This window comes from Massilia alkalitolerans DSM 17462, assembly GCF_000427785.1.
Classification (GTDB): Bacteria; Pseudomonadota; Gammaproteobacteria; order Burkholderiales; family Burkholderiaceae_D; genus Telluria; species Telluria alkalitolerans.
In genome coordinates this window covers 131013-152900 of the sequence record NZ_ATYR01000011.1, presented here as the reverse complement: position 1 = coordinate 152900, position 21888 = coordinate 131013, and the positions used below count along the sequence as shown (strand labels likewise).

Here is a 21888-nt window from a genome sequence, read left to right as displayed (position 1 = left end):
TCAGGGCTTGTCGAGGATGACGTGCGGCGCGGACGGATCGGTGGCGCCGGGGAGCGCATCGCCGGCGGCCGGGGCGGCTGCCGTGGAGGAAGCCGCCGTGCTGACGGTGCCGCCCTGCGCGGCCAAGCGCGCTTCCAGCTCCACCACGCGCAGCTCGAGCGCTTCGAGCTTGGCGCGGGTCTTGGCCAGCACCTGGGCCTGGATGTCGAACTCTTCGCGGGTGACCAGGTCGAGCTTCGAGAAGCCCTGGGTCATCATCGCCTTGACGTTTTTCTCGATGTCCTTGGCCGGCGAGCTTTCCAGCGCCTGGTTGATCTTGCCCTGGATGTCATTGAAGAAGCTGTTCATGTCCATTTCCTTTCAGTCGGATCGCACTGCACCACGACAGTGCGTTGCACTCCGCTTTTGGTGCGCCGCGCCGCGGCGGATGCCTGGCGCAAGGGTTTCCCCCGTTATTCGAATCGCAAATGGGGCGGATGGCTGAGAAAACAAGCATTCCAGCAGCACTCCGTCGCCCTTTCGGTGGTTTTTTCAAGCTGGCACACATCCTGCTAAAGAGTTGGCAGGCGTGTAGCAAACCAGATTGTAAACCGCAACAGCCCGCGCCACGGTTCAGCCGTCGAACGCAGCTGTTGAAAATAAGGGGAATGTCATGAAGTGCAACACCATTGCAGCAGCAAGCCTGGCCGTGCTGGCCTTGTCGAGTGTTCCTGCGTTTGCGCAAGAAGCTGCTCCTGAGCATCAAATCAGCTACAACGCCGCCATCACCAGCGACTACCGTTACCGCGGCCTGTCGCAAACCCGGTTGGATCCGGCGCTGCAGGGCGGCGTCGACTACGTGCACGGCCCGACCGGCCTGTACGTGGGCACCTGGCTGTCCACCATCAAATGGACGAAAGACCTCGGCGGCGACGGCGACATCGAATGGGACGTCTACGGCGGCAAGCGCGGCAACCTGAGCGAGAACCTCACCTATGATGTCGGCGGCCTGTATTACTGGTATCCGTCGAACGACCTGAGCCCGCGCGCCAACACCTTCGAACTGTACGCGCGCCTGGGCTTCGGTCCGGCCTACGTCAAGTATTCGCACTCGACCACCAACCTGTTCGGCACCGCCAACAGCAAGCGCAGCGGCTACCTGGACCTGGGCGCCGACATCGACGTCTACGAGGGCGTGTTCCTGAACCTGCACGCGGGGCGCCAGGAAGTGAACAACAACAGCGCTTTCTCGTACACCGACTACAAGGTCGGCTTGAGCAAGGACTTCGGCGTGGCGACCGTGTCGCTGGCCTGGGTCAAGGGCAATACCAAGGCCTACCTGAGCCCGGAAGGCGAAAACCTGGGCAAGTCGGCAGCCGTGCTGAGCGTGTCCAAAACTTTCTGAAATAGCGAGGCAATACCATGAAAATGATTACCGCCATCATCAAGCCCTTCAAGCTGGACGAAGTCCGCGAAGCGCTGTCGGAGATCAACGTACAGGGCATGACCGTGACCGAAGTGAAGGGCTTCGGCCGCCAGAAAGGCCACACCGAGCTGTATCGCGGCGCGGAGTACGTGGTCGACTTCCTCCCGAAGATCAAGATCGAAGCGGCCGTCGACGACGCCGTGGTCGAGCAGGTGATCGACGCCATCTCGGGCGCTGCCCGCACCGGCAAGATCGGTGACGGCAAGATTTTCGTGGCCGACCTCAACCAGGTCATCCGTATCCGTACCGGCGAGACCGGCAACGACGCACTCTAAGGGGAAGCCGAATGAAGCATACCGTTACCAAAGTCCTCGCCGGCGCAGCTGCCGCCGGCCTGGCGCTGCCGGCGCTCGCCGCGCCCACCGTCAACAAGGGCGACACCGCGTGGATGTTCGTCGCCACGCTGCTCGTCATCATGATGTCGATCCCGGGCCTGGCGCTGTTCTACGGCGGCCTGGTGCGCGCCAAGAACATGCTGTCGGTGCTGATGCAGGTGTTCATGGTGTTCTCGCTGATCATCGTCCTGTGGTGCCTGTACGGTTACTCGCTGGCCTTCACCCAGGGCAATGCCTTCATCGGCGGCTTCGACCGCGTGTTCCTGAACGGGATCTATGACGCCGCGGCCGGCACCTTCAGCCAGGCCGCCACCTTCAGCAAGGAGACCATGATCCCCGAGTTCATCTTCGTGGCCTTCCAGGGCACCTTCGCCGCCATCACCTGCGGCCTGATCGTCGGCGCCTTCGCCGAACGCGTGCGCTTCTCGGCGGTGCTGCTGTTCATGGTGATCTGGTTCACCTTCGGCTACCTGCCGGTGGCGCACATGGTCTGGTTCTGGGCCGGCCCGGATGCGATTTCCGATGCCGCCAGCCTGGCGAGCGTCACCGAGAATGCCGGCTTCCTGTGGCAGCACGGCGCGCTCGACTTCGCCGGCGGCACCGTGGTGCACATCAATGCGGCGGTGGCCGGCCTGGTCGGCGCATATGTGATCGGCAAGCGCATCGGCCTGGGCCGCGAGTCGATGGCTCCGCACTCGCTGACCATGACCATGATCGGCGCCTCGCTGCTGTGGGTGGGCTGGTTCGGCTTCAACGCCGGCTCGGCGCTGGAAGCGGGCGACGTGGCCGCGCTGGCCTTCATCAACACCCTGCTGGCGACCGCCGCGGCGGCCGTGTCGTGGATGTTCGGCGAGTGGGCCTTCAAGCGCAAGCCTTCGCTGCTGGGCGCGGTGTCGGGCGCGGTCTCGGGCCTGGTGGCGATCACCCCGGGCGCCGGCTTCGTCGGTCCGATGGGCGCGCTGGTGATGGGCCTGCTGGCCGGCGTGGTCTGCCTGTGGGGCGTGACCGGCCTGAAACGCCTGCTGGGCGCCGACGACTCGCTCGACGTGTTCGGCGTGCACGGCGTGGGCGGCATCCTGGGCGCGCTGCTGACCGGCGTGTTCGCGGCGCCGCAGCTGGGCGGGCAGGGCGTCTGGGACTACGTCGCCAACAAGGCCTCGCCGGACTACTCGATCGCCGGACAGCTGCTGGTGCAGGCCGAGGCGGTCGGCGTGACCATCGTGTGGTCGGCGCTGGTGGCCTTCATCGCCTTCAAGCTGGTGGACGTGGTGGTGGGCCTGCGCGTGCCGGCCGATGCCGAGCGCGAAGGGCTGGACATTACCAGCCATGGGGAGTCGGCTTACCACCTGTAAGCGCGCGATGTTCCAAGGAAGGCGCCCGCATGGGCGCCTTTTTGCGTTTACGGCAAGTATGCGGACTTTAAATAAGGATATTCGTCCATACCTAAGGCTACCGATATAATTCGAATAAGCCAATACTAGGACGTCCACACCATGGTTCCGCACCTCGCCACCGCCCTGACCGGTCCCCTTCTGGACCTGGAAAAGAAGATTCTCGAAGCCACGCCCGCCATCGAACGCTGGTTCCGCCTCGAGTGGCAGGAGCATACGCCGCCGTTCTATTGCTCGGTAGACCTGCGCAATGCTGGCTACAAGCTGGCGCCGGTCGACACCAACCTGTTCCCGGGCGGCTTCAACAACCTGTCGACCGAGATGCTGCCGCTGACGGTGCAGGCCGCCATGGCCGCGATCGACAAGTATTGCCCGGATGCACGCAACCTGCTGATGATCCCGGAAGTCCACACGCGCAACCCGATGTACCTGCAGAACGTGGCGCGCCTGATGCAGATCTTCCGCCAGACCGGCCTGCATGTGCGCCTCGGCTCGCTGTCGCCGGACGTCACCCAGCCGACGCCGCTGGCGCTGCCTGACGGCAACATGCTGGTGGTGGAGCCGCTGGTGCGTTCGCCGAACGGCCGCCGCGTCGGCCTGGCCGATTTCGATCCCTGCACCATCCTGTTGAACAACGACCTCTCGAGCGGCATCCCGGCTATCCTGGAAAACATCCACGAGCAGTCGCTGCTGCCGCCGCTGCACGCCGGCTGGGCGCTGCGCCGCAAGAGCAACCACTTCAAGGCGTTCGACGAAGTGGCCAAGAAGTTCGGCAAGCTGATCGAGATCGACCCCTGGCTGGTCAACCCGCTGCACAGCAAGGTCGGCGAAATCGACCTGCAGCAGGACGTCGGCACCGAGCAGCTGGCGGATGCCGTCTCGGCCCTGCTCTCGAAGATCAAGAAGAAGTACAAGGAATACGGCATGAAGGAGCAGAAGCCCTTCGTGATCGTCAAGCCCGATGCCGGCACCTACGGCATGGGCGTCATGACGGTGAAGGATGCCAGCGAGGTGCGCGACCTGAGCCGCGCCCAGCGCAACAAGATGACCGTCATCAAGGATGGCGTGGCCGTCACCGACATGATCGTGCAGGAAGGCGTACCGACCTTCGAATCCATCAACGACGCGGTGGCCGAGCCGGTGGTGTACATGATCGACCGCTACGTGGTGGGCGGCTTCTACCGCGTGCACGCCGAACGCGGCATCGACCAGAACCTGAACGCGCCGGGCTCGCAGTACGTGCCGCTGGCCTTCGCCCAGCAGCACGCGGTGCCGGACCTGAAAGCCAAACCGGGCACGGCGGCGCCGAACCGCTTCTACGTGTACGGCGTGGTAGCGCGCCTGGGCCTGCTGGCGGCCTCGCTCGAACTCGAACGCACCGATCCGAATCCGGAAGTGTATTAATCCAAAAACACACCTGACCCTCGTAGCATGGGGGGCTTCAGGCCAGCTGGACGGCATTCCGGCGGGGCTCGTCCGCGAGCTTTCGCGTTTCCGGCTAAAATCGGGGTATCTCCTGCCATGGATGCCCCATGAAAATCGCTTTTCTCGCCGACCCGCTCTCCACGTTCAAGATCTACAAGGATTCGACTTTCGCGATGATGCGCGAAGCCGCCAGGCGCGGCCACGCCATCTACGCCTTCGAACAGCGCGACATGGTGCTGGAAGAGGGCGTGGTGACGGCGGTCGTCACGCGCATCCACCTCACCGGCGAGGCCGATGAATGGTACCGCGCCGACCGGCCCGAAAGCGTGCAGCTCTCGTTCTTCGATGCCGTGATCGAGCGCAAGGATCCGCCCTTCGACATGGAATACGTGTACGGCACCTACCTGCTGGAGCTGGCCGAGCGCCAGGGCGCGCGCGTGTTCAACCGCCCGGGCGCGATCCGCGACCACAACGAGAAGCTCACCATCGGCCAGTTCAGCCAGTACACCTCGCCAACCCTGGTCAGCTCGAGCGCGGCGCGGCTGCGCGCCTTCCACGAGAAGCACGGCGACGTGATCTTCAAGCCGCTCGACGGCATGGGCGGGGCCGGCATCTTCCGCGTCAAGGACGACGGCATGAACCTCGGTTCGGTGATCGAGTCCCTGACCGGCAACGGCAAGCATACGATCATGGCGCAGAAATTCATCCCCGCCATCAAGCAGGGCGACAAGCGCGTGCTCGTGATTGACGGCAGGCCGGTGCCGTTCACGCTGGCGCGCATCCCCCAGGGCAACGAAGTGCGCGGCAACCTGGCTGCCGGCGGCCTGGGCGTGGCGCAGCCGATCACCGCGCGCGAGCGCGAGATCGCCGAGGCCATCGGCCCGGAACTGGCGGCGCGCGGCCTGTTGCTGGTAGGATTGGACGTGATCGGCGATTTCCTGACCGAAGTGAACGTCACCAGCCCGACCTGCTTCCAGGAGATCACCGACCAGACCGGATTCGACGTGGCCGCGATGTTCATCGACGCGGTCGAACGCAAGGCAACTGAGAAGCACTGACATGGTAGGCATCCTGCTGATGACCCACGCTCCGCTGGGCCAGGCATTCATCTCCGCGGTGGCCCACGTATTCCGTGGCCCCACCGAGCGCTTCGAGGCGATCGACGTGACCGCCGACCAGGACCTGCACGAGGTGAACTGCCTCGCCAAGGAGGCGATCGCGCGCCTGGACGAGGGCGACGGCGTGCTGGTCATCACCGACATCAAGGGCGGCACCCCGTCCAATTGCTGCAACTCGCTGGCCGACGCCGGCCACGTGGAAGTCATCGCCGGCATCAGCCTGCCGATGCTGCTGCGTGCGATCACCTACCGCCGCGACACCCTCGACGTGGTCGTGGAAATGGCCCTGGCCGGCGCCCAGAACGGCGCGGTGCGGGTGGATAACCGCATCCGCGTCGGATCGAGCTGAACACCCCATCCCTTTTTGGCCACGCGCATAAAACGAGACAATAAGCGAGAACATGATTCAACAGGAATTCGAGATCATCAACAAGCTGGGCCTGCACGCCCGCGCCTCCGCCAAATTCACCCAGCTGGCCGCCAAGTTCAAGAGCGACGTCTGGCTCACCCGTAACGGCCGTCGCATCAATGCCAAGTCGATCATGGGCGTCATGATGCTCGCCGCCGGCAAGGGCGCCAAGGTGCTGCTCGAGGCCGACGGTCCCGACGAGGAAGCATGCATCGCCGCCCTGGGTGGCCTGATCAACGACAAGTTCGGCGAAGGCGAGTAATGCCGCGCGAAGCGGCAGCTCCCCGCCACACGGGACCCTCGATGGCATCGTTCACGCTCCACGGCATTCCGGTTTCGCGCGGCATCTCGATCGGACGCGCGCACCTGCTCACGCCGGCCGCGCTCGACGTCAAGCACTACCTGGTCCCGGAAGAACAGGTCGAGGCCGAGGTCGCGCGCCTGCAGCACGCCATCGCCGAAGTGCACCGCGGCCTGCAGGCCCTGTGGACCGAGCTGCCCAAGGATGCCCCGACCGAACTGGGCGCCTTCATCGACGTGCACGCGCTGATCCTGTCGGACCCGATGATCTCGGAAGCGCCGCTCGACATCATCCGCACCCGCCACTACAACGCCGAATGGGCCCTGGTGACCCAGATCGACGAGCTCTCGGCCCAGTTCGACGAGATCGAGGACGAGTACCTGCGCGAGCGCAAGCACGACATCCAGCAGGTGGCCGAGCGGGTGCTGAAGGTCCTGATGGGTACCGCTTTGGAAATCCCGCCGCCTCTAACGGGTGAAGATCATTCTCCGCCGCAGATGATCGTGGTCGCCCACGACATCTCGCCGGCCGACATGCTGGCCTTCCGCGACCGCGACGGGGAGTCGCGCTCTTTCATCGGCTTCGTCACCGACGTCGGCGGCCAGAACTCGCACACCGCGATCGTCGCGCGCTCGCTCGACATCCCGGCGGTAGTCGGCATGAGCCAGGCCTCGCGCCTGGTCGAGCAGGACGACTGGGTGATCATCGACGGCGACGCCGGCGTAGTGATCTGCAATCCGAGCCAGCTGGTGCTGGAACAGTACCGTGCGCGCCAGGCTGCCCTGATCAAGGCGCGCAAGCGCCTGCTCAAGCTCAAGAAGACCCCGGCGGTGACCAGGGACGGCACCCCGGTCACGCTGCTGGCCAACATCGAGCTGCCGGACGACTGCCCGGCCGCGCTGGAGGCCGGCGCGATGGGCGTCGGCCTGTTCCGCTCCGAGTTCCTGTTCATGGGCCGCGGCGGACTCGGCAATGCGCTCCGAATCCCGAGCGAGGACGAGCAGTTCGAGCAGTACCGCAAGGCGGTGGTGGCGATGAAGGGCCGCCCGGTCACCATCCGCACCCTCGACGTCGGCGCCGACAAGCCGCTCGACCCGACCGAGCACACGGCGCTGAACCCGGCGCTTGGCCTGCGCGCGATCCGCTACTGCCTGGCCGAACCCCAGCTGTTCCTGACCCAGCTGCGCGCGATCCTGCGCGCCTCATGCTACGGAAAGGTGCGGATCCTGATCCCGATGCTGGCGCATGCCTTCGAGATCGACCAGACGCTCGCCATGATCGAGCAGGCCAAGGCCCAGCTGCGCGCAGAGAATCTCAAGTACGATCCGGGCGTGGAAGTCGGCGCCATGATCGAGATCCCCGCCGCCGCGCTGGCGCTGCCGATGTTCGTCAAGCGCATGAACTTCCTGTCGATCGGGACCAATGACCTGATCCAGTACACGCTGGCGATCGACCGCGTCGACTACGAAGTGGCGCACCTGTACAATCCGCTGCACCCGGCGGTCCTGATGCTGATTGCCCAGACCATCGCCACCGGCCAGAAGGCCGGCCTGGACGTCGCCGTGTGCGGCGAGATGGCGGGCGACACCAAGCTCACCCGCCTGCTGCTGGGCATGGGCCTGCGCGAATTCTCGATGCATCCGGCGCAGCTGCTGTCGGTGAAGCAGGAAATCCTGAACAGCGACCTGGCGGCGATCACGACGCGCACGCGCCGCATCCTGCGCTCGATCGAGCCGGGCGAGATCGCCAGCGCGGTCGAGCAGCTCCAGACACTCTAATAAGAAACACCTCCACAGCCTCCAATGGGATCGATCGGAAACGTCACACCACAGGCGATGCACTTCGCCGAGCCGCTGCGCCTGCAAAGCGGCGCCAGCATCGGCGACTACACGCTGATGTATGAAACCTATGGCACCCTGAACGCCGACAAGTCGAACGCGGTCCTGGTCTGCCACGCGCTGAACGCCTCGCACCACGTGGCGGGCACCTATGCCGACCAGCCCAAGAGCCAGGGCTGGTGGGACAACATGGTCGGGCCGGGCAAGCCGCTCGACACCGACCGTTTCTTCGTGATCGGCGTGAACAACCTCGGCTCCTGCTTCGGCTCGACCGGGCCGATGCACACCAACCCGGCCACCGGCAAGCCCTATGGCGCGGCCTTCCCGCTGCTGACGGTGGAAGACTGGGTGGCGGCGCAGGCGCGCCTGGCCGACCGCCTCGGCATCGACTGCTTCGCGGCCGTGATGGGCGGCTCGCTCGGCGGCATGCAGGCGCTCTCGTGGAGCATCATGTTCCCCGAGCGCCTGCGCCACTGCATCGTGATCGCCTCCACGCCCAAGCTGTCGGCCCAGAACATCGCCTTCAACGACGTGGCGCGCCAGGCCATCCTGACCGACCCGGATTACCACGGCGGCGATTTCTACGAGCACGGCGTGGTGCCGAGGAACGGCCTGAAGGTAGCGCGCATGGTTGGGCACATCACCTACCTGTCGAACGACGACATGGCGGAGAAGTTCGGCCGCAAGCTGCGCAACGCGGCCGAGACCAATGACTACAAATTCGATTTCGGCATCGACTTCGAGATCGAGTCCTACCTGCGCTACCAGGGCGACAAGTTCTCGGAATACTTCGACGCCAATACCTACCTCCTGATTACCAAGGCGCTCGACTACTTCGACCCGGCGCGCGTCCACGGCGGCGACCTGGCCAAGACGCTCGCGGGCACCAAGGCCCAGTTCCTGATCGCTTCCTTCAGCACCGACTGGCGCTTCTCGCCCGAGCGCAGCCGCGAGATCGTGGAGGCGCTGCTGTCGAACCGGCGCAAGGTCACCTATGCCGAGATCGACGCCCCGCACGGCCACGACGCCTTCCTGCTGGAAGATGCGCGCTACATGGCGGTGGTGCGCGCCTATTACAACCGCATTGCCCTCGAACTCGCAGGCAAGGAGGCCGCATGAACCTGACTGACCTGAACGCCCTGCGTCCCGACCTGGCCTTCATCGCCGACTGGGTGCGCGAGCGCGCCCACGTGCTCGACGTCGGCTGCGGCGACGGCGCCATGCTGCGCTACCTCGAGCTGAGCAAGGGCTGCACCGGCTACGGCGTCGAGATCGCCGACGACAAGGTGCTCGAGAGCACCCAGCGCGGCATCAGCGTGATCCAGCATGACATGGAAGAGGGCCTGGACCTGTTCCGCGACAACGCCTTCGACGTGGTGCTGTGCCTGTCGTCGCTGCAGATGATGCAGTACGTCGAGGCGCGCCTGCGCGACATCGTGCGGGTCGGCCAGGAAGCCATCGTCTCCTTCCCGAACTTCGCCTATTGGCCGCACCGCGTGGCGCTGATTCGCGGCCGGATGCCGGTCTCGCGCACGTTGCCCTACCAGTGGTTCGACACGCCCAACGTACGCTACGCCACCATCCACGACTTCAAGGACCTGGCCGAGAAGTGCGGGCTGGAAGTGCTGGAATTCGTGGCCCTGGCCGAAGGCCGGCCGGTAAGCTTCCTGCCCAATTTGCGCGGCAGCTTGGCGGTATTTCGGCTGCGCAAGAAAACCGGCGTGGTGGCGTAAGCGCTTATGTGCGGTGGCGGCTTGTCGAGCCGGCCGCGATCCGCGATCATCGGCGCTATCTAGCTTTCAACCCGTTACTTTCCTTGGGAGATAGTGCTGCTAAGAACAGCCTATCGGTGACGAATGACAAAACTCAAACACTTGGCCGCCAGCTTTGCCCTGCTCGCCGCATTCGGCACGGCCAGCGTCGGCCACGCCGTGGCGCAGGACGACCGCAATACGACGGTCCAGGATGGCATCAAGGTCAGGCCGCTTTCGCGCCTGAGCAAGCTGGTTCCCGCAGAACAACTCAACGAAGCGGCGGCGCAGCAATACACGCAAATGATGAGCCAGGCTCAACAGAAAGGCGTGCTGCTGCCGGCCTCGCATCCGGAAGTCCAGCGCCTGCGCGCCATCGCCAAGCGCATCATTCCGTACACCGCGCGCTGGAACCAGGATGCGACCCAGTGGCAGTGGCAGGTCAACCTGATCGACTCGAAGGACGTCAACGCCTTCTGCATGCCGGGCGGCCGGATCGGTTTCTTCACCGGCATCCTGAGCTCGCTGAAGCTGACCGACGACGAAGTGGCGGCCGTGATGGGGCACGAGATCGCCCACGCCCTGCGTGAGCACAGCCGCGAGAAAATGGCCAAGCAGGGCCTGACCAATGCAGGAGCGCGTATCGGCGGCGCCCTGATCTCGGGCATCTTCGGCATCGACCCGGGCATCACCGGCACGATCGCCAGCTATGGCGCCCAGTTCGCCGGCCTGAAGTTCTCGCGCGACGACGAGCGCGAGGCCGACCTGGTGGGCCTGGACATCTCCTCGCGCGCCGGCTACGACCCGCGCGCCGGCATCGCGCTGTGGCGCAAGATGGCCGCGCTGAACCAGCGCGCGCCGATCGAGGTGTTCTCGACCCACCCTGGCGGCGAGAGCCGCATCAGCGAGATGCAGGCGCACATGAACGTGCTGCTGCCGCTGTACGCGCGCGCCAAGGGCACCACGGTCGCCAAGCTGCCGCCTTACCAGACCAATGTCGCCCTGCGTTGATGGTTGGAGTGCATGAGTAAAGGCAGGAAAGGGCACCAGGCCGAAGCCAACGCCTACGTTCCCTTGCCGACCCGCGACGGCGTCGCGCCCAGCTACCTGTGGATCACCGAGACCCGGGCCGGCGGCATGCTGCGCTTTCTCGCCGAACGCTTTCCCGATGTGCCGGAAGCCGCCTGGGCGCGGCGCCTGGCGCGCGGCGAGATCGTCGATGCGAAAGGGGAGGCGTTTGCCGCCGGCAGCCAGGTGCGCCAGGGCATGCGCATCTGGTACTACCGCGAGCTGGAAGAATCGGAAACCCCGATCCCGTTCCGCGAACGGGTGCTGTTCCAGGACGAGCACCTGCTGGTGGCCGACAAGCCGCACTTCCTGCCGACCATCCCGACCGGGCGCTTCTTGCACGAGACCCTCCTGGTGCGCCTGAAGAAGCAGTTCGACCTGGTGCACCTGGTGCCGATCCACCGCCTGGATCGCGAGACCGCCGGCGTGGTGATCTTCTCGCACAACCCGGAGTCGCGCGGCGCCTACCAGTCGATGTTCCAGAAACGCGTGGTGAAGAAGGTGTACGAGGCCCTGGCGGGCCCGATCGAGGGCCGGGAATTCCCCTTCACCTACCGCAGCCGCATGCAGGATGCGGAGCAGTTCTTTGTGAGCGCGGAAGTGCCGGGCGAGCCGAATTCGGAAACCCTGGTCGAGCTGATCGAGCGGCGCGGCGAGGTGGCGCACTACCGGCTGCACCCGCACACCGGCCGCAAGCACCAGCTGCGCCTGCACCTGTCCGCGCTCGGCGCGCCGATCCTGAACGACGCCTTTTACCCGGTGGCGCTGCCCTGCAAGGGCGACGATTTCAGCGCGCCGCTGCAGTTGCTGGCGCGCTCGATCGCTTTCGAGGATCCGCTGGACGGCCAGCCGCGCCGCTTCGAGAGCGGCTTCCGGCTCGACTGGCCTTGAGCCCCTCGGGGCCGGTCAGAGAGTGATTCCCGGCAGGTCGACCACCCACTGCGGCGAGCCGATGACCGCCACGTTCCCCGCGAGGTCCTGCACGGCTTCGTTGTTCATGTGCAGGTTGTAGAAACCGGTTAACGAGATCCTGAAGTTCAGGACCGAATCGGGGCCGGCTGCGCTGTCGGTGGTGTACCAGTTGTTGCCGCTGTTGCCGCGGAAGTCAAGCAGGTCGCTGGCGGCCTGCACCAGCTTGAACAGGCCGCTCGGGTGGAACACGATCTGTTCGCTGAAGCCGAGCTTGAATTCGCGCGCGTTCTTGTTGGTATCGAAGCCAATCACCGTCGGGCCGGTGGTGTCGATCACCAGGGTGAAGGCGTTCGAGGCAGCGCTGGTATTGCCCGCCTGGTCGATCTGCCTTGCCGTGATGAGGTAGTTGCCGTCGGCGCTGAACTTGTCGGCATCGCGCACCGTCAGCGTCCAGTTGCCCGCCGCATCCGCGCTCTGGCGGCCGATCTCGCGGCTGCCGGCGTACAGGACGACCGTGGCGCCGGCTTCCGCGCCGCTGCCCTTGAAGGTGGGCGTGGTGTCGTTGGTGATGTTGTCGGTGTTCGAGCTTCCGCTGTCGCTCGCCGCATCCAGGTCCGGCAGCGCCAGCTTTGCCGGCGGGGCGGTATCGATCCTCAGGTTAAACGATTCCGAATAGCCGCTCTTGTTTCCCGCGACGTCGTACTGCTTCAGGCCGACGCTATGGTAGCCGTCGCCGAGGACGGTGCTGGTGATGCTCCAGTTGCCCAGGGCGTCGGTGACGGTGTTGCCCACTTCGCGCTCGTCCACGAACAGCGCCACGACGCTGTTGGCCATCGCCCCGTTGCCGTGGAAGGTCGGGGTGGCGTCGCGCGTGATGCCGTCGCTGTTGGAGATACCGGTGTCGCTCGCGGCGGCCAGCAGCGGCTTGGGTGGGGCGCTGTCCGGGCCGGTAAGGTCGACCACGACCCTGACCGATGGGGATTCGGCGCCGAGGTTGCCGGCCCCGTCGACCTGGCGCACCTTGAAACTGTGCTCGCCTTCATTCAGCGGGGAGCTGACATAGGCGGTCCAGTTGCCGGTCCCATCGCTGTAGCCGCTGCCGTATTCGGTCGTGCCGGCGAAGATCTTGATCTCCGTGTAGGGCTCCGCACCGCTGCCGCGCAGGGCCACCCAGCGCTCCCTGGTGATGCCGTCGCTGTCCGAAATGCCGGTATCGCTGGCGAGGAAGGCGCTGGGCAGGGCGGCGGGGCCGACGGTGTCGATCGTCAGTTCGAGCACCGGCGAGGCGGCACTGACATTGCCGGCGCGGTCGACCTGCTTCACAGTGATGTCGTGTTTGCCGTCGGACAGCGGCGTTGTCGCACCAAGGGTTGCGGACCACAGGCCGGCGGCATCCGCGCTGGTGCTCGCCAGCAGGGTCGTGCCCTCGTAGATCTGGACGCCGGCGTTGGCCTCGACCACGCCGCTCAGCGTGGGCGCGTTGTCGCTCGTGATGCGATCCCCGACATTGCCCGTATCGCTTGCGCTGCTCAAGGTCGGCTCGCCCGGCGCCACTGCCGCGACGGTGTCGATCGTCAGCAGCAGCGGCGCGGAAGCGGCGCTGCGGTTGCCGCTGCCGTCCATCTGCCTGACCGTGATCTCGCGCGCGCCGTCCGCCAGCGGCGTGGCCGTGCCGAGCGTCAGGCTCCAGCTGCCATCGCCAGCTGCGGTGGTGGTGCCGAGCAGGTCGGCGCCTGCGTAGAGCTCGACCGTGGCATTGGCCAGGGCGGTGCCGGACAGGGTGGGCGAATTGTCGCTGGTGATACCGTCGCCGGGCGTGCCCGAGTCGCTGGACAAGGCCAGCACGGGCGCCGCCGGCGCCGGCGGAGCGGCCGGGGCGTCGCTCGCGCCGCCGCTGATCGTCAGCGCCAGCGCCGGGGAGGCGTCGCTCCTGTTGCCGGCGCGGTCGACCTGCCTGACCGTGATGTCGTGCAGGCCATCCGTCAGCGGCGCGGCCGCGCCCCAGGTGCCGGAGGCGTTGGCGACGGCGGTGCCGAGCAGGGCGCCGCCGTCGTAGATCTCGACCGTGGCATGGGCCTCCGCGCTGCCGGACAGGGTGGGTGAATTGTCGCTGGTGATGCCGTCGCCGGGCGTGCCGGAGTCACTGCCCGCGTCCAGCATGGGCGCCGCCGGCGCCACCGGAACCGCGGTGTCGATCGTCAGCGTCAGCGCACTGGAGGCGGCGCTGGTGTTGCCGGCGCGGTCGCGCTGGACCACGGTCAGCTCGTGCACGCCGTCCCCCAGCGGGAGGATCGATGCGATGCTCCAGGCGCCGGCGGCGTCGGCGGTGGTGCTGCCGAGCCAGGTCGTGCCCTTGTAGATGCTGATGCGCGCGTGGGCCTCGCCCTTGCCGTGCAGGGCGGGGGAGGCGTCCCTGGTGATGTTGTCGCCCAGCGTGCCGGAATCGCTGGCTGCGGACAGCGTGGCGGCGGCCGGGGCCGCGGGGGCGATGGTATCGACCACGAGGTCGATCTTGCTTCCGTAGCCGCTGCCGTTGTAGATGCCGTCGCTGAAATCGATATGGGCCGCGTCCAGCAGCTTGCCGGACAGGTCGGCCACGTTGCCGGCCAACTGCGAGGTATCGGCAATGCGCAGGCTGGCGATGTCGTCGCCCGCTTCGACCGTGTAGGTAAACAGCATCTCGCTGCCGTACACGTCGTCGAGCACGGCGCGCTTGCCGTTGCTGAGGATGAGCGAGGGCGCGGTGTCGCCCGCCACCTTCACCTGCTCGCTGAAGCTGATATAGAACTGGATCTGTTCGCCGGCGCGGTAGTAGCCGTCGGCGGCATAGATGGTCACGCGCTCGGCGCTGGGCAGGTGGCCGTCGTCGGTATGGAAATCAATTTCGTATTCGCCGAACGGATTGCCGGCCATGTCGGTCATGGTGCGCGGCAGGACGATGGTGTAGCCGGTGTCGGGCATCATCTGGTGCACCGCGGCTGGAATGCGCAGGGTGAGGCCGTCCGCCGACAGCCAGCTGGTGTCGAAGGGGATGCTGCGATGGCCGTCGCCGATCCAGATCGTCAGCACATCTTCCTTGTACTCGGGGTCGTCGTTGTCGGTATCGGCGAACCAGCGCACCGCTTCGGTAAAGCCGATCACCAGGTCGGCACCGAGCTCGATGTCGACGCCGCCTGCGGGCGCGCTCTTGATGCCGGGCGCTACGGTGTCCACCGTGACGGTGCGTGTCGCCGCCGGGCTGGCGTGGCCGTTGCCGACCACGCGCGCCACGATGGTGTTCGGTCCGTCGTCGAACAGGTGGGCGGGCTCGTCCCCGGCGCGCTCGCTCTCGCTGTCGTAGCGCCAGGTGGTGATCCCGTTCCCGGTCGAGAAGCCGATCTTCGCCGGATCGACCATGCGGCCGTTGATGACCAGCTCCAGGTGCTCGCCTTCGTCGATCGTGCCGACCAGGGTGCCGGAAACGAGCTGGCGCGGGTCGTTGGTGATGCCGTCGTCCGCGCTGAGCCCGTTGTCATGGACCAGGAGGATTCGGGCGCCGACATGGGAGTCGACCAGGGTGTCGACCGCGTAAGGCGAGGACGTGACGGTGCCGCTGTGCGGCAGGCTCTCGCGCGGCTGGACGGCGGCCAGGTTCAGGCGCACGACATTGGACGCGGAATCGACGCTGTCGTCCTGCACCAGGCGGAAGCGCCAGCTCAGGCCGTCCTCGCTGCGTGCGAGGAACTCGACCCGCGCGTGTTCGGCGCTGAACACCGCGGCAAGGGGCACCGCGTCGACCGCATGCGAGAAGCTCACGAGCATCTCGAGCGGCGCGCCGGCCTTCAATACCCCGTCCGCGATCGACACGGTCGCGCCCAGGCCCGGCGGTGGCGGCGGTGGCGGCTCCGCCGCCGGCGTGGTGAAGGCCGCGCTGCCCGGCAGCGTGATGGCCCCGAGCGGCTTGCCGCCGCTGAGCAGCGTGCCCGTGCCCATGTACACGTTCAGCGTGGCGTCCGCAGGCAGGCCGGCGCCACTGAACTTCAGTTGGTGGCTGTCGCTGATGCTCACCTGGTCGAGCGACAGCTCTTTGGTGAAGCTGCCGCCCACCACACGCAGCCTGGGCTCGCCGGTGACGCGGTCGATCACGGTCTGCACGGCGCCGTCGGTCACGAAGATCGAACCGCTGCCCTTGCTGATTGCGCCCGCAAACGTCAGGGTCACACCCTCGCTCGTCCAGGCGGTGTCGATCGGGAATACGGAGGGGGGAATCGTGGTCGTAGGCATGGCCGGATTTTGTTGTTATTAATTAACTAAACATTCTGGTTGGAAAGTTGCCAGACGGATAGTATCAACAAAAAGGCATGCCATTTCGCCAAAGCGGCCGGAATGCTGTGTTTTCGCATCATCCCGGCAGCGAATCCCCCCGGGATGGGGGGCAGGCCGCAGGCGGGATTTAGAAGCTCAGCTTATAAATCCTGCTGGACTATTAGAGATCGTAATCAATGATGAGCGGGGCGTGGTCGCTGAACTTCTCATCCTTGTAGATCGACACGGACTTGGCGCGCGCCGCGATGCCCGGGGTGGCGACGTGGTAGTCGATGCGCCAGCCCACGTTCTTGGCATAGGCCTGGCCGCGGTTGCTCCACCAGGTGTAATCGGCGGCGTCCGGCGCCACCCTGCGGTGCACGTCCACCAGGCCGATTTCGTCGAAGATGCGGGTCATCCAGGCACGCTCTTCCGGCAGGAAGCCGGAATTCTTCTGGTTGCTCTTCCAGTTCTTGAGGTCGATTTCCTTGTGCGCGATGTTCCAGTCGCCGCAGATCACGACTTCGCGGCCTTCCGCTTTCAGCTCCTGCAAGTGCGGCAGGAACACTTCCATGAAGCGGAACTTGGCCAGCTGGCGCTCCGGCGACGAGGAGCCGGACGGGCAATACACCGAGATCACGGTCAGGTTGCCGAAATCGCAGCGGGTGTAGCGGCCTTCGGCGTCGAATTCCATGCAGCCGAAGCCGATGCGCTTGTTGTCCGGTGCGACGCGGCTGTAGACGCCGGTACCCGAATAGCCCTTCTTCTCCGCGTAGTGGAAGTGGCCGTGGTAGCCGTGGGGCGCGAGGAATTCCTCGGTCATGTCGGCCTGCTGCGCCTTCAGTTCCTGCACGCAGATGAAATCGGCGGACTGGGTGGCGAGCCAGTTGAAGAAACCTTTCTTGTGGGCGGAACGGATACCGTTCAGGTTCGCGGAGATAATTCGTGGCATGGATCGTGTTGGATAAAAAAGACAGCCGCCCTGCGGCCAGAAGCATCCGACAGTGTAGCGTGTTTTGTATCCACCCGGAACTTGATGCTCGTCGAAATTCTGCACGGAAATATTGCAGTGCAGCATGTTAAATTCATCGCCTGATTGATTGGCGAGTTCCGGGCCGCAAGAATGGGGGCGCCCCGACTCGCCCCGCACCTGGATGAGGCTTCATGCAAACCGATATGCACATTGTCCGCTTCTATGCCGACGACGACGCTTTGCTGACCGAGGCCGCGGATTTCGTCGCTACTGCCATGGCCATGGACGGAACCGGCATCGTGATCGCTACGCCAGCTCATCGCACCGGTATCCAGGACCTGCTTGCCGGCGCGGGCGCCGACAGGGTCCTCTTTCTCGACGCCGAGGAGACTCTTGCGCGTTTGCTGGTCGATGGCTGGCCGGACGAGTCGCGCTTTCGCGCCGTGTTCGCGCCGCTGCTGGCCGAGATTGCATGCGGCGCCGGTCCGGCACACGGTTTCGTCGAGATGGCAGCATTGCTGTGCGCTCAGGGCCGTTACCAGGCTGCAGTGCGGCTTGAGCAGCTGTCGGATCTGTTGTTTGCCGACTACCGCCTGGGCCTCTTCTGTGCCTACCCCTGGCGCTTGTTCCCGGACGCAGTCCAGGCTCAGGTCTTCGAGGATATCTGCGCCTGCCATGGCCGCGCCTGCGGTACGACGGTGCATGGCGCCGATCTGGATCTCAAGGGACGCTCGCTTGAACAGGCGCGCCGTGAACAACAAAAGATTGCATCCGGGAGCGAGGCGCTCGCGCCCCGGCAGGAAGGCGAACCGGGCGAAGCCGCCGAGGGCCTGCACCGCGTAGCGCCCGACGGCACCATCCTGTGGGCCAACCGCGCGGAATTGCAGATGCTCGGCTACCGCTGGGAAGAATATGTTGGCCGCCACATTGCCAACTTTCATGTCGACGTCGAGATGGTCGACCTGATTCTCGACACCTTGCTGTCTGGCGGCGTCCTGCTCGACCAGTCGGCACGGCTACGCTGCAAGGACGGCAGGATTCTTCATGTGCGGATGCGCTCGAGCAGCTGTTTCAAGGACGGCAAGCTGCGCTACAGCGCTTGTATGACGCGCGACGACACCGTACACACCGAGCGACCCGCCACGGCGGCGCGGCGCAACCGGCATCTGCCCGACACTCCCGTCGGCGTGGCCATTTTCATGGCGCCCGAGCTGCGCTTTCGCCACGCGAACCGGCGCTTCTGCGAGCTGTTCGGCCAACGCGATCTGGTCGGCAAGCGCCTGGTCGAGGCGTTGCCGCAGCTGCGCTATGGCGTGGTCGAAGCAGCGCTCGAGCACGTGTTCGAGACCGGGCGGCCCTGGGGTGAAAAAGCGCTGGGCCTGGTGCTGCCGGACGCGGGCGGCATGCTGGGCGAGCGTTTTTTCAACATCGACCTGGAGGCCTTGTGCAGGGCCAGCGGCGAGCGCCACGGAGTGATGGCCGTGGTCGTCGACGTGACTGGGCATGTACGCATGCAAGCTGCGGGCAAGACGCTGGCGCCGCCGGCACCTGCGGCTGCCAGGCCGGTGGGGCCCTGCCAGCCGGGGGCGGAGTGAGCCGATCAAACCGGCGTCGCCTCAGGCGGGCGGTTTACAATACGCATTTTCGAACCAACAGGAGAAGCACGTGAGCGATCTGCGCCAGGAGTTTATTTCGTTTTCGGTGAAGGCCGAGGTATTGCGCTTCGGTGAATTCACCACCAAGGCCGGGCGCCAGTCGCCGTACTTCTTCAACGCCGGCCTGTTCCATGACGGCGCGACGCTGGGCCAGCTGGCCCAGTTCTACGCCCAGACCCTGCTCGACTCGGGCGTGCAGTTCGACATGTTGTTCGGCCCGGCCTACAAGGGCATCACCCTGGCCAGCGCGACCGCGGTGGCGCTGGCCGCCAAGGGCCGCAACACCTCCTTCGCCTACAACCGCAAGGAAGCCAAGGACCACGGCGAGGGCGGCACCATCGTCGGCGCCAAGCTGGCGGGGAAGGTCGTGATCATCGACGACGTGATCTCGGCGGGCACCTCGGTGCGCGAATCGGTCGACATGATCCGCGCCGCCGGCGCCGAGCCGGCCGCGGTGCTGATCGCGCTGGATCGCATGGAGCGTTCCGGCAAGGACGGCGCGCTGTCCGAGCATTCGGCGGTGCAGCAGGTGTCGAAGGAATTCGGCATCCCGGTGATCTCGATCGCCAACCTGGACGACCTGTTCACCTATCTCTCGAACGCGGGCGGCGCCGGGCTGGGTGCGCACAAGGAAGCGGTTGCAGCCTATCGCACGCGCTACGGGGTCTGAACGGGAGCGGCTTCGGGTTCGATCGTCACGAACGAGGCCTTGCGCATGGTGCTGCCCGGTTTCCACGGCGGATTGATCACTGTGATGCCGTGCACGCCGAGCCGCGCGAAGCCCTCGAGCGAGTAGGTCCAGCCAAGGATGTCGGGATCGGCATCGTAGCGCTGCTGGTGGCGCGCCTGTTGGCCCAGCGTGGACAGGTCTTCGCGCACGCCGAGCGAGCGCAGGTAGGCGCGCTCCCTTTCCCCATCGGCATTGATGCCTTTGTACAGATCGTCCATGAAGGCCTTGCGCCCGGCAGGCTGCATTGCATCAAGCATTTTCTGAAGGCTTGCGCTGAATCCGACCTTTCCGCTGCTCGGCCCGCCGTGGTAGCCGATCATTGCAAAATTGCTGACCGTCTTGCGGTGCGCCGCGGGGAATACATAGTTCGCGCAGGAAGACAGGCAGAACTCCATCACCTTGATGTCGAGCTGGCGGTCGCGCACCCAGCGTCCGAGCGCCATGCCTGTGTTCACCTCGCCGCCCTTGCTGCGGATCGACAGCACGGTCGGCTTGTCCGCCAGGCCCTCGTATAGCGCGAACAGGCGCCTGTTCGCGTCCTCGTCCAGATAGCCGACGTAATTCAATTCGCCATTGTCGAGATAGACCTGGGTCGTTTCATCCGCGGCATGCACGCTTGCGCCCAGAACGGACAGCACGAGGAGAACAGCAGTGTGGCGCATCGATGGCTTTCAGGAAGAGAGCATCCGATTATAGTGGCACCAGGTAAGGGCCATGAAAAAACCGGGGCACGCCCCGGTTCGTATTGGCATCGGGCGCTACTCAGCCGGCCAGCTTCTTCTTCAGCAGCTCGGTCACCTGGGCCGGGTTGGCCTTGCCCTTCGAGGCCTTCATGGTCTGGCCGATCAGGGCGTTGATGGCGGCTTCCTTGCCGGCGCGGTACTGCTCGACCGACTTGGCATTAGCTGCCAGCACTTCGTCGACGATCGCCTCCAGCGCGCCCGTATCCGAGATCTGCTTCAGGCCCTTCTGCTCGATCACGGTGTCGGCCAGGTTCTCGTCACTGGACTTGGCTTCCCACATGGCGGCGAACACTTCCTTGCCGGCCTTGTTCGAGATGGTGCCGTCGGCGATGCGCTTGAGTAGCAGGGCCAGCTGGGCGGCGGATACCGGCGAGTCGTCCAGCTCGACGCCTTCGCGGTTCAGGGTCGACGAAACGTCGCCCATCATCCAGTTGGCGGCGGCTTTCGCGTTTTCCTTGCCGGCGGCGGCCACCACGGCCTCATAGTAGGTCGCCATCGCTTTCGAAGAGGTCAGCACCAGGCTGTCGTATTCCGGCAGGCCGTATTCGCCGGTGAAGCGCGCGCGCAGGGCGCCCGGCAGTTCCGGCATGTCGGCCTTCACGCGCTCGATCCAGTCCTGGCCGATGACCAGGGGCGGCAGGTCCGGGTCCGGGAAGTAGCGGTAGTCCTGCGCGTCTTCCTTGGTGCGCATGGAGCGGGTTTCCTTCTTGTCCGGGTCCCACAGGCGGGTGGCCTGGATCACCTTGCCGCCATCTTCGATCAGCTCGATCTGGCGCCGCACTTCGTAGTGGATCGCTTCTTCCATGAAGCGGAAGGAGTTCAGGTTCTTGATCTCGCAGCGGGTGCCGAATTCCTTCTGGCCGACCGGGCGCACCGAGACGTTGACGTCGCAGCGGAAGGAGCCTTCCTGCATGTTGCCGTCGCAGACGCCCAGCCACACGACCAGCGAGTGCAGGGCCTTGGCATAGGCCACGGCCTCATTCGCGCTGCGCATCTCCGGCTCGGACACGATCTCGAGCAGCGGCGTGCCGGCGCGGTTCAGGTCGATGCCGCTCATGCCGGCATAGTCCTCGTGCAGCGATTTGCCGGCATCCTCTTCCAGGTGGGCGCGGGTCAGGTTGACGGTTTTCGTCTCCAGCTTGCCGTCCTTCTCGTAGGCGAAGCTGATGGTGCCGCCCTGGACCACCGGGTCTTCGAACTGGCTGATCTGGTAGCCCTTCGGCAGGTCAGGGTAGAAGTAGTTCTTGCGGGCGAAGACCGATTGCGGCGCGATCTTCGCGCCCACGGCCAGGCCGAAGCGGATCGCGCGCTCGACGGCGCCGCGGTTCAGGACCGGCAGCACGCCCGGCAGCGCCAGGTCGACCGGGCTGGCCTGGGTGTTCGGCTCGGCGCCGAAGCGGATCGAGCTGCCGCTGAAGATTTTCGAATTGGTCGTGAGCTGCACGTGGTTCTCAAGACCGATGACGACTTCCCATTGCATAGTGTGTTCT

Annotated in this window: 18 protein-coding genes and 1 pseudogene; 14 read left to right on the top strand and 5 right to left on the bottom strand. The window is 65.6% G+C overall.

The features are described from left to right. Positions 1–126 precede the first annotated feature (126 nt). Positions 127–354 (bottom strand): annotated as a pseudogene (locus YWC_RS29315) (accessory factor UbiK family protein); the annotation flags it as partial. 298 nt (positions 355–652) lie between these two features. Here YWC_RS29315 and YWC_RS0113565 point away from each other — a divergent pair. From YWC_RS0113565 to YWC_RS0113510, 12 genes are all read left to right on the top strand, one after another. After that, the gene (locus YWC_RS0113565) at positions 653–1384 is read left to right on the top strand and encodes a TorF family putative porin (RefSeq protein WP_027865876.1); all 732 of its coding nucleotides are present in this window, start codon (positions 653–655) and stop codon (positions 1382–1384) included. Between the two features lie 17 nt (positions 1385–1401). Continuing rightward, positions 1402–1740 carry a P-II family nitrogen regulator gene (gene glnK / locus YWC_RS0113560; protein ID WP_027865875.1) on the top strand — a complete coding sequence of 113 codons (339 nt, stop codon included), beginning with the start codon at positions 1402–1404 and terminating at the stop codon, positions 1738–1740. An 11-nt stretch (positions 1741–1751) separates the two neighbouring features. After that, positions 1752–3152 carry an ammonium transporter gene (gene amt, locus YWC_RS0113555; protein ID WP_027865874.1) on the top strand — a complete coding sequence of 467 codons (1401 nt, stop codon included), beginning with the start codon at positions 1752–1754 and terminating at the stop codon, positions 3150–3152. Between the two features lie 141 nt (positions 3153–3293). After that, positions 3294–4595, top strand: a complete 1302-nt coding sequence (gene gshA, locus YWC_RS0113550; protein ID WP_027865873.1) for a glutamate--cysteine ligase — start codon at positions 3294–3296, stop codon at positions 4593–4595. A 128-nt stretch (positions 4596–4723) separates the two neighbouring features. Further along, complete coding sequence (gene gshB / locus YWC_RS0113545) at positions 4724–5674, top strand: glutathione synthase (protein WP_027865872.1); 951 nt, start codon at positions 4724–4726, stop codon at positions 5672–5674. Between the two features lies 1 nt (position 5675). Beyond that, positions 5676–6083, top strand: a complete 408-nt coding sequence (locus YWC_RS0113540; RefSeq protein ID WP_027865871.1) for a PTS sugar transporter subunit IIA — start codon at positions 5676–5678, stop codon at positions 6081–6083. A gap of 52 nt (positions 6084–6135) precedes the next feature. After that, positions 6136–6405: an HPr family phosphocarrier protein gene (locus tag YWC_RS0113535; protein ID WP_027865870.1), complete on the top strand. Its 270-nt coding sequence runs from the start codon at positions 6136–6138 to the stop codon at positions 6403–6405. A gap of 41 nt (positions 6406–6446) precedes the next feature. Further along, complete coding sequence (gene ptsP, locus YWC_RS0113530) at positions 6447–8222, top strand: phosphoenolpyruvate--protein phosphotransferase (RefSeq protein ID WP_027865869.1); 1776 nt, start codon at positions 6447–6449, stop codon at positions 8220–8222. A 24-nt stretch (positions 8223–8246) separates the two neighbouring features. After that, the gene (metX, locus tag YWC_RS0113525) at positions 8247–9401 is read left to right on the top strand and encodes a homoserine O-succinyltransferase MetX (protein ID WP_084416426.1); all 1155 of its coding nucleotides are present in this window, start codon (positions 8247–8249) and stop codon (positions 9399–9401) included. Then, the gene (gene metW / locus YWC_RS0113520; RefSeq protein ID WP_027865867.1) at positions 9398–10015 is read left to right on the top strand and encodes a methionine biosynthesis protein MetW; all 618 of its coding nucleotides are present in this window, start codon (positions 9398–9400) and stop codon (positions 10013–10015) included. Before metX ends, metW begins: the two co-directional genes overlap by 4 nt. Before the next feature lie 123 nt (positions 10016–10138). Further along, positions 10139–11044 (top strand): M48 family metallopeptidase, encoded by a 906-nt coding sequence (locus tag YWC_RS0113515; RefSeq protein ID WP_027865866.1) that lies wholly within the window; start codon positions 10139–10141, stop codon positions 11042–11044. A gap of 12 nt (positions 11045–11056) precedes the next feature. Continuing rightward, complete coding sequence (locus YWC_RS0113510) at positions 11057–11992, top strand: pseudouridine synthase (RefSeq protein ID WP_051306440.1); 936 nt, start codon at positions 11057–11059, stop codon at positions 11990–11992. Positions 11993–12007: 15 nt separating this feature from the next. On the opposite strand, the gene YWC_RS29310 is transcribed toward YWC_RS0113510, so the two are convergent. Together YWC_RS29310 and YWC_RS0113500 are read right to left on the bottom strand one after the other, a co-directional pair. Next, positions 12008–16276 carry an Ig-like domain-containing protein gene (locus YWC_RS29310; protein WP_156923655.1) on the bottom strand — a complete coding sequence of 1423 codons (4269 nt, stop codon included), beginning with the start codon at positions 16274–16276 and terminating at the stop codon, positions 12008–12010. Between the two features lie 202 nt (positions 16277–16478). After that, entirely contained in the window at positions 16479–17249 is a 771-nt protein-coding gene (locus tag YWC_RS0113500; RefSeq protein ID WP_027865864.1) for an exodeoxyribonuclease III, read from the bottom strand. Positions 17250–17461: 212 nt separating this feature from the next. On the opposite strand from YWC_RS0113500, the gene YWC_RS0113495 reads away from it, so the two are divergent. Together YWC_RS0113495 and pyrE are read left to right on the top strand one after the other, a co-directional pair. After that, positions 17462–18865, top strand: a complete 1404-nt coding sequence (locus YWC_RS0113495) for a PAS domain-containing protein (RefSeq protein WP_084416425.1) — start codon at positions 17462–17464, stop codon at positions 18863–18865. A 70-nt stretch (positions 18866–18935) separates the two neighbouring features. Further along, entirely contained in the window at positions 18936–19595 is a 660-nt protein-coding gene (pyrE, locus tag YWC_RS0113490) for an orotate phosphoribosyltransferase (RefSeq protein WP_027865862.1), read from the top strand. Here pyrE and YWC_RS29305 read toward each other — a convergent pair. After that, a complete protein-coding gene (locus YWC_RS29305; protein ID WP_156923654.1) occupies positions 19583–20317 on the bottom strand; it encodes a hypothetical protein in 735 nt (244 codons plus the stop codon). The two genes, pyrE and YWC_RS29305, sit on opposite strands and share 13 nt — an antisense overlap. A 100-nt stretch (positions 20318–20417) precedes the next feature. Beyond that, positions 20418–21878 carry an Asp-tRNA(Asn)/Glu-tRNA(Gln) amidotransferase subunit GatB gene (gene gatB, locus YWC_RS0113480; protein WP_027865861.1) on the bottom strand — a complete coding sequence of 487 codons (1461 nt, stop codon included), beginning with the start codon at positions 21876–21878 and terminating at the stop codon, positions 20418–20420. Between the last annotated feature and the right edge of the window lie 10 nt (positions 21879–21888).